Below are 8,158 nucleotides of genomic sequence, written 5' to 3'. Positions count from 1 at the left end.
AGTCATCCCTGAATATTATTATTCATTTCGACTAAACGAATCGCACTCGGAGCTTTGCAGCGAGATACTCGAGCTTTAAAATTAACTCATTCCAAGCGGCATCCGAGATAGAGCGATTTAATCCTTTCTTTTTTGAGTTTATTCCCTAAAAACCTCCCATTTATATCATCTTTCTTCACTTGGCAACGTCGTAACATTCCCACGACGTTCAGATCTTCTATCGCGATGGCATCTACTCGCCGGGACAAGATAGACTTGGCTAAATACCACTGAGCGAGCTTGACGCTCGCTCAGCGCTCTTTTTATGCAAGCGTCCAACATTCTTGGATGGTTTTTTGCATTTATTGCTGCCTCTGATTTTACGATTAACTCGACGCTGCCTAACTTTAAGAAGATGCTTGGTCTTTCTGCTAGTGGCAAATTTAGGATTTTCAAATTGATAGCCATCTGAGAGATGCACCAATTTGGTGATGCCCAAGTCGCAGCCAATAATCGACTTGACTTCTGCTAAAGGTTTGGCAACATAATCGGGTACGGTTTTATCCTCAATCCTGAGCGACATATACCAACCATCTTGGGGTTGCCGGACAGTAACGGATTTAATTGTGAACTCGTTTGGCACAGATCTAGAGTTATGGAATCCCATCGGGATCAGCTTGGGTAGGTAGACTTTGCAACATTTAATTTTTACACAGGTCGCGTATGTAAAGGAGGTAAAATTACTGGGATTTTTGCACTTGGGGAATCCCCTACCTTCAAAAAAGTTCTTGTAGGGGACATCCAACCGTTTTACGTTCTGTTGCAGTACGGTTGAATCAATCTCCCCATACCAAGGTCTGGCTAGTTTTAGCTGTGGTAACGCTGTAATTTGAATGTCACGACTCGCTGCGACGGGGATTTTTGGCATTCCCCTCAAAGTCTACTTTGGTGTCCTTCCAAGGTTCAAGAGAAGCACCGTTCTTGCTGACCAGAACAGGACTTACGCACGACCTTGCCATCACCTTTGTTTATTCGTAGATCTCCAGTTCCAAAACCAAGATTTTTCAGAGAAACTTTGGTGTTTGCGTAAGTCCTGATGATATTACCTGACGGGACTTAAAAGTCCCGCTCCCCCCAATCCCCCCTCTTAGAGGGGGTTTTGCGCTTCTCTTCTTGGCTGATAAATTGCCCAGATTGTCATACCTCGCAGGTAAGAACTGGCACGGAAAGTACCGGCGGCGGTGATAGCTTCTGGAGTGCGGAATTGCAGACCATTATTGTAGATTTGTTGTACTACCGCTTCTGCAAGTTGAAACGCCTCCGGTTTCATTCCCATTTGCAACATAAACGCAGCTAGACCAAAATTAATCCCCGTCCAAACTTCTAAGGGATGGGTAGCGTTGGGGTTTTCGGGGGAACCATCGGGTTTGACCCCGTTGGCAGCACCGATGGGATTTTGGATGGAGATATAGTTATTGAACTGAATAAAGCAGGCGTCGTAGATATTTTTAAGCGCGGTGTTGGTGCAATCAACTGGTACGATATCGGGTAATCCCAGCCAGCGGGCGTAAAATTGACCGCAGAGTTGGTCTGCCATCACCACATCGGAACCACTTTCGCTATCGAGGCGGTAGTATTGACCATTCCAGAGTTTTTCTTGATAAACTTGTCGGGATTGTTCCAACCAGGTTTGCCAATTTTGGATTTCAGATTGTAGATTTTGGCTGGAAGACTGGTCAATTACGTCAGATAATTCAAAATCGGGTGGGTTTTCCAGCAGGATATTGCCGATGGCGATCGCCGCCTCTAATGCCGCCAACCACAACCCGCCGCAGTAAGCACTTATACCTTGCAATCGCCAATCATCAAACGTCTGATCTGGCGCACCGGAGTTTTCCGGAATCCCATCTCCATCGAGATCGAAGGTTTTTAAGTACGTAAGAGTTTCTACTATACTCTTCCAACATTCCCGTAAAAATGCGGTATCCGTAGAACCACTTAAGAGAAAATACCGATAAACCTGCAACACAAAATCACAAGGTAAATCCTTCCACAAGTTGCAATCTTGATAGCTGGTGTAATTCGTTTTTTCCCAAGGATGCTCGTTTGGCGCACCTAAATCGTGGGGAGTGGCATTGGCAACTTTGCGAACCGCTTGTGCTTGGTTATACCCAATAGTCCGGGGCGTATCGTCGCTGGTGGGAATGGCGCGGGCAAACGCTGCCAGCACGGCTCTTTCTAGTCTAGGCCAAAGCATCGCCAGTCCGAAACCGCCGTAAAGCCGCACGTCCAAACTTTCGTACCAGCGATAGTCCAAGCATTCCAAAGTGGCAAACTGACCCACCGGGGCGATTTCATCAGCTGCCGTCCAGAGACTACCGCCGCTGGTGAGGTGGTACAGTTCGTTAAATAGCGCCATTTTGAACCAATCGGGCAAATCTTCCCTGGTCAAAATTGGTTCTTGCCACGCACAGATGCGTTCGTACCAAGTCTCGTAATGTTTCAGCGCCGTGCGAACGATCGACCAAACATTTTTGCCGTTGCGTCCGAAGAAATCCGTATATCGCCGGTAATATTTAATGCCAGATGCAAATTCTGTGATGGGGAAATCCCAAGCGAGGATGAAGGGAATTTGCTTGGTTTTACCGGGTCTGACGGTAAAGCGGACAGCGATCGCCGCCCCAATTTGTTCCCCAGCTGCGGCAGGTGTCTCGTTATTGCGGTCGGGCAAAGAACCATCAGCGGCAAAGGTTTTCCAGATATCCGCGCCATCGCCTACTGGATTCCAACCTGTATGATAAAACACTTCCAAACTGGGGTTACTGAGAGTGGCAATGCACATTTGCCCTTCCCCTTCTTGGACGGTATCATCGTCAAGCCTGACGCGGTCGAGGAGACAGCCGACGCGAAATTGATCTTGAATCCATTGATTGTAATTTCCGGTACTGTCGCCGAGTCGCGGTTGATACTCATATACCGGACTGCCATCATCCCGCACGCGGACTTGTGGCGAGGCGATCGCATTAGTAAACCAACCGACTATATTTTGCCAGGTGAGCATAATGCTGAGAGTAATCGGCGCATCGGTAGGATTATGAACAGTCCAGAGAAAAATCGCCACCGGATAACTTGTTTCCTGGTAATTTTTCGCCCAAATGGGCGAAAATTGCTGGCAAGTTAACTCGGCTTGATACACTCCTGAGTAAGCAAACCAACTGCGGGGATAAAGGGCATGATAAGTTCCAGATGTTACTTGCTCACCTGCTCTGGAACTCACCTGCTCCTCTGCACCTCTGCCTTCTGTGGGATACCACTGCCAACTAGAAAGCGTGCCATCTTCTGGCGCTGCCGTACACAAAGCATAAGCTTGGGTTTGATTTCCGGCTTGCTCAAAAACGCTAAACTGACAACCTGGGATAGTTTGGAATACATGTTCGCCGCCATCCAGGTGCCAGAGGTTAAAATCTCCTCGCGACGAACGACCGATGCACCCAGCACCAAAACCCCCCAGGGGCATTCCGTGCCAGGGGCCATCATCGAGATTGCTTTTGTAGCGTACAGTATAGGGGCGATCCCACCCTAGACCGATGGGGCGTTGCCAAGTACAGCTAGGGATTTTGATCTTGTCAGTCATTGGTAATTGCAGATTGCAGATTGGAGATTGGAGATTGGAGATTGGAGATTGGAGATTGGAGATTTCAGATTGGAGATTGCAGATTGGAGATTGGAGATTGGAGATTGCAGATTGGAGATTGCAGATTGGAGATTGCAGATTGCCGATTTTAGATTGGAGATTGCAGATTTTAGATTTTAGATAAGCGCATCAAATCTAAAATCTAAAATCTAAAATCTAAAATTCCCAATTATCCATTGTCGAAATTGCCGACTGCGTCCTGATCTATGGTGCGATCGCGCCGCACTTGGGAGTAATAATGGTCATAGGCATCGTTAGCGCGAGTCGTGTACTGTTTAAGTCCATTGGCAACGATGCCTAAAAAAGGCGTATTGGACATTCTAATGCCATCTAATGCTTGCATTAACGGGTAACGGTCTGTTTTTCCCAGCGCTACAACTAACACCAGTCCATCTGTAGGAGGCGCTAGCAGGTTAGCATCTGCGAAACCGACAAGGGGAGGCGTGTCGTAAATTACTAAATTAAAAGCCGAACGCAATTCTACCATCAGATTCTGCATTTTTTCCGAAGAAAGAAGCCTGGTGGGATCGGGTGGAATTTGACCCGCCGTTAATATGTATAGATTATCGTCTTGATCGGATTTTTGAATCACATCGTTGAAGTCTAAATCTTCCGAGGCAATCAAATTGCTCAATCCCCGCATATTCGGTAAACCCAATCTGACGTGAACTTGAGGACGACGCAGATCTGCATCCACTAATAACACCCGTTTTCCCATAGCCGCCGCCGCCTGTGCCAGGTGTATAGCGACGATGGTTTTCCCCTCTGCTGGCGTCGCCGAACTGATAACTAAAGAGCGGATTGGCATATCCGAAGCAAGCAGGCGGATATTGGTATAAAGCGAGCGAAAAGCTTCTAAAAAAGGAGAAGCATTGTAGCGCTGCAATTTTTCCACAAAACTGACAGGAATGGTCGAGGTTTCCCCTTGAGGTAAACTTGCCGTTGCCTGGGTCCCCATCAGTTTTTTGACACCTTTATTAAAAGGAATAATTCCCAGCAGCGGGATGCCCGTTTTATCTTTAAGTTCGTCAGGGGAATGAAACACGCTGTCGAGCATTTCTACAATCCAAGCTGCGCCTACACCTAATAGCAACCCGGCGAATACTCCTAGCGCCAGATTGCGATAGGTATGGGGAGGAATCGGAACGGCTGCTTCTGGTGCAGCAATCAGTTCCCAGGGAACGGCTTTTTGAGCGGCTTCAATTTGCAAAGATTCCCGCGTTGACAAAAAGCGGGTTAAACTTTCGGTAGCGACCTTTAATTCCCGCTGCAAATCGGTGTATTCCCGCGCCCGGATGGGCATTTGTTTAAATTGTTGAATTAAGTTTGTTTCCGCTTGTTCCAAAGCTTTACTGCGAACTTCTATCACCCGTATTTGGTTAGATGCCTCAACAAATTGCTGCGTTAAAGCTAAGCGAACCGAATTTTGATAGGTAAGTTTGTTTGGTTCTACTTTAGCGTTTGACAAGTTGTTGCCAATAATCTTTTGAGCTTCTATGCGAATTAAAGGCAGTAATTTTTCGCGGGTTTCTTGCAATGATTGCAATATGGGGTTAGCTGGGGTGAATCGCACTGATTCCGTGGCAATTTTCGTTTCTACATCTTGGAGTTCATTTAACAACTTTTGGTAGCGAGGCGATTCGCTCAAAGCGGCTGCTACAATTGCTTGACTTGGGTCTAGTCCCAACTGGTTTTGCAACGTTGCATATAATAATTTTACTTCATTGATTTTGGTTTGAATTTCCAGGCGCTGTTGGCTAATCGAGCTAATTTGACTCGACAATTGTTGCGCTTGGGCTTCGGGTTCAATAAAGTTGTATTGCTGGCGAAACTTTTGCAACTTAGCTTGCAGCGTATCAACTTTTAGCCGCAACTGCGGTAACTGGTCTTCTACAAATTTAATTCCTTCTAAAACATCGCTTTGGCGCTGTAACCGACTATAATTTAAATATCCTTGAGCGAGTTTATCCAAAATATCCTTAACTTTTTTCTGCTCGCTTTCTTGGTATCTAACTTGGAGAATTTTAGTATCTGTTAGTCGGGTAATTGTTAATTTATCCATCAGGATGTCATAGGTTATATCGGGATATTTAACCCGAATCTGTTCCAGAATGGAAGCCGTGACGGTGGGACTGCGTAAAACCTCAATTTGAGTGTTGTAATCAAAAGCCGTAGATATGACATCGCCGACAGTTTGAGCCACTTTGGTTTCAGCGGTGATCGGTTCGACTAACAGCCGAAACTGACCTGCATAGAGTGGCGGACGATTTAAGGTGCGATAACCGATAGCCGTGGCGACGGAGATTGCTACGGTCACAACAACGAGGGAACGACGGCGTAAGATTGTTAAAAGCTGACGCAAATTTACTTGGTCAGAATCATTGTTGTGCAGCGGTTCAGGATAAATGGCAGTGGCACCAGTCTGGGATTGATTGTTTCGATCGGGCCACAATGGTTGGGAATAGGGTTGGATTTTCATCAGAAAAATGGGTTTGAAACCCCGTCCTTATAGGACGGCTTTACGTTTTGGGTGCTGGATTTTAAGTGCATATAAGCCGAGATCCAGCTTGCCTCGTTTAAGTCCCTTAGAGCAACACAGCTAAGATAGCTTGGCTTAACCCAACGCCTTGACCAATCAGGCTTACAGATAGTCCGAACTAGGGAAGGATTCGGAAGTGTGTACCAAGCTGTGTCTACTTGCGGTAGTCGCTGCTTACGTCGTCCGAATTGGTTTGGACAAGCCCCGTGCCTAAAGGCCGGGGTCAGTGACGTTTTCCTGTTTGGCGATAATGGTACTTTATCAAATACGCTGCCAGGGTTCCTATGGCACTGTAACTCCGAATAATTTCATAAAGTCTCTAAAAAAGTTGAGGAACGAGAATCCCTGACCCACAGGGCTTAAAATCAAGCCGAGACTATCGGTAGTTCGGGCTAAGCCAGATCGAGCGACTAAAATCACGTCGTTAGGGCGGAGGGTGGGGTTGGTTTGTTCGTTGGTGCCTTTGTCGAGATCGACCTCGATGGTGCGCCGAGAAACAGTACCGTTGGGGTTGAGGCGCAACAGTTCTACCGTCGCTTTTCTCGCCCTCGTATTAAACCCGCCTGCGGCGAGGATGGCTTGATTGAGGGGGGTATTAGGCCGGACTTGTGTGATACCGGGTCGGGTGACTTCTCCCACCACGTTGACTGGAATGGTGGCGGGAGAAAAACTAGCATCTGCTAACAATGCGGCTTCTGCGGGGTCAATATTGACGGCTGTAGGTACAAAAATTGTATCGCCTTGTTGCAGGACGACATCTTGCGAGCGATCGCCCGACACCAACAGCTGCCAAAAATTAACCGAGATTCTTTGTTCCACCCCCGCTTGGGTGAAGCGGCGGACCTCGATGCGGCGGATATCGGCAGATTGAGTAATTCCCCCGGCAAGTTGAATTGCCTGGGTCACCGTCGGTAACCCGGCGACGCTGGGTAATGCACTGACAATCACCGTCGGAGGTTGTGCTGGTTGGATCACGTAGCTACCGGGACGCTGCACTTCGCCGGTGATGGCAACGTTTAAAGGTTGCGCCCCGGTGGCAGAAACGCTGCTAGATGCTAGCGCCAAAGAGTCAGCCGCAGTGGGAGAAACCGAAGCTGGCACAAATATCGTATCCCCTTGTTGCAAGATGATATCCTGAGAGCGATCGCCGGTTGCCAAGAGTTGGGAAAAATTCACGGTGAAGGTTTGTTGTCTACCTCCCCGCACGAGTCTAATAATCTGAATTTGGGTAATATCCGCCGTTTGTCTGATTCCCCCTGCTACTTGCAACGCCCGCGCCAGGGTGGGGACGGCACCCGTCCCTTCCGGTTGCACCACATAAGGTCCAGGACGAGTAACTTCCCCCACAACTACAACATTAAGCGGTTGATTTGTGGCGGGGGCGAAGCTGGAAGCGGCTAAATCGAGTGCCTGGGTGGCATTGACGCTGGTAGCAGGCGGTACAAATACGGTATCGCCCTGTTGCAAAATGACATCTTGAGCGCGATCGCCATTATCCAACAATTGGGAAAGATCGACGTTCAAGGTTTGTTGTGCGCCACTCCGCGTCGATCGAATCACCTGGATGCGAGTAATATCGGCAGATTGGCGGATGCCCCCAGCGATTTGTAGCGCCCGCGACACGGTGGGGACGGCACCGGATTGATCTGGCTGGACGACTTGTGGACCGGGACGAGTCACTTCCCCCACAACGGCGACATTTATCGGTTGATTCGTGGTGGGGGCGAAGCTGGCGGCGGCTAAATCGAGGGCTTGGGCTGGATTGACCGAAGTTGCAGTAGGAACAAATACAGTATCGCCCTGTTGCAAGATTAAATCTTGAGAGCGATCGCCAGCACGCAACAGCTGTTGTAGATTGACGTTAAAGACTTGTTGTCCGCCGCCCCGCGTCGGTCGAAGTACCTGGATGCGACTAATATCGGCAGATTGGCGAATACCCCCAGCGA

4 protein-coding genes are annotated in these 8,158 nt (G+C 48.2%); all 4 read right to left on the bottom strand.

Annotated elements, in window-relative coordinates:
- Positions 1-259: 259 nt before the first annotated feature.
- Entirely contained in the window at positions 260-907 is a 648-nt protein-coding gene (locus MiSe_RS45950; protein WP_226593550.1) for an RNA-guided endonuclease InsQ/TnpB family protein, read from the bottom strand.
- 219 nt (positions 908-1,126) lie between these two features.
- Positions 1,127-3,613 (bottom strand): GH116 family glycosyl hydrolase, encoded by a 2,487-nt coding sequence (locus tag MiSe_RS45945; RefSeq protein WP_226593547.1) that lies wholly within the window; start codon positions 3,611-3,613, stop codon positions 1,127-1,129.
- Positions 3,614-3,842: 229 nt separating this feature from the next.
- A complete protein-coding gene (locus MiSe_RS45940; RefSeq protein ID WP_226593545.1) occupies positions 3,843-6,152 on the bottom strand; it encodes a GumC family protein in 2,310 nt (769 codons plus the stop codon).
- A 342-nt stretch (positions 6,153-6,494) separates the two neighbouring features.
- Positions 6,495-8,158, bottom strand: a 1,664-nt coding sequence (locus tag MiSe_RS45935; RefSeq protein WP_226593542.1) for an SLBB domain-containing protein, incomplete at its 5' end; no start/stop codon positions are given.

Source organism: Microseira wollei NIES-4236, from assembly GCF_020521235.1.
GTDB lineage: Bacteria > Cyanobacteriota > Cyanobacteriia > Cyanobacteriales > Aerosakkonemataceae > Microseira > Microseira wollei.
Note: the sequence above shows the minus strand (reverse complement) of the source record. Positions and strands in the feature narration are given on the sequence as shown.

Coding starts and splice junctions, on each gene's coding strand:
- MiSe_RS45940 (WP_226593545.1), bottom strand. CDS start 6,152: ATGAAAATCCAACCCTATTCCCAACCATTGTGGCCCGATCGAAACAAT.
- MiSe_RS45950 (WP_226593550.1), bottom strand. CDS start 907: ATGCCAAAAATCCCCGTCGCAGCGAGTCGTGACATTCAAATTACAGCG.
- MiSe_RS45945 (WP_226593547.1), bottom strand. CDS start 3,613: ATGACTGACAAGATCAAAATCCCTAGCTGTACTTGGCAACGCCCCATC.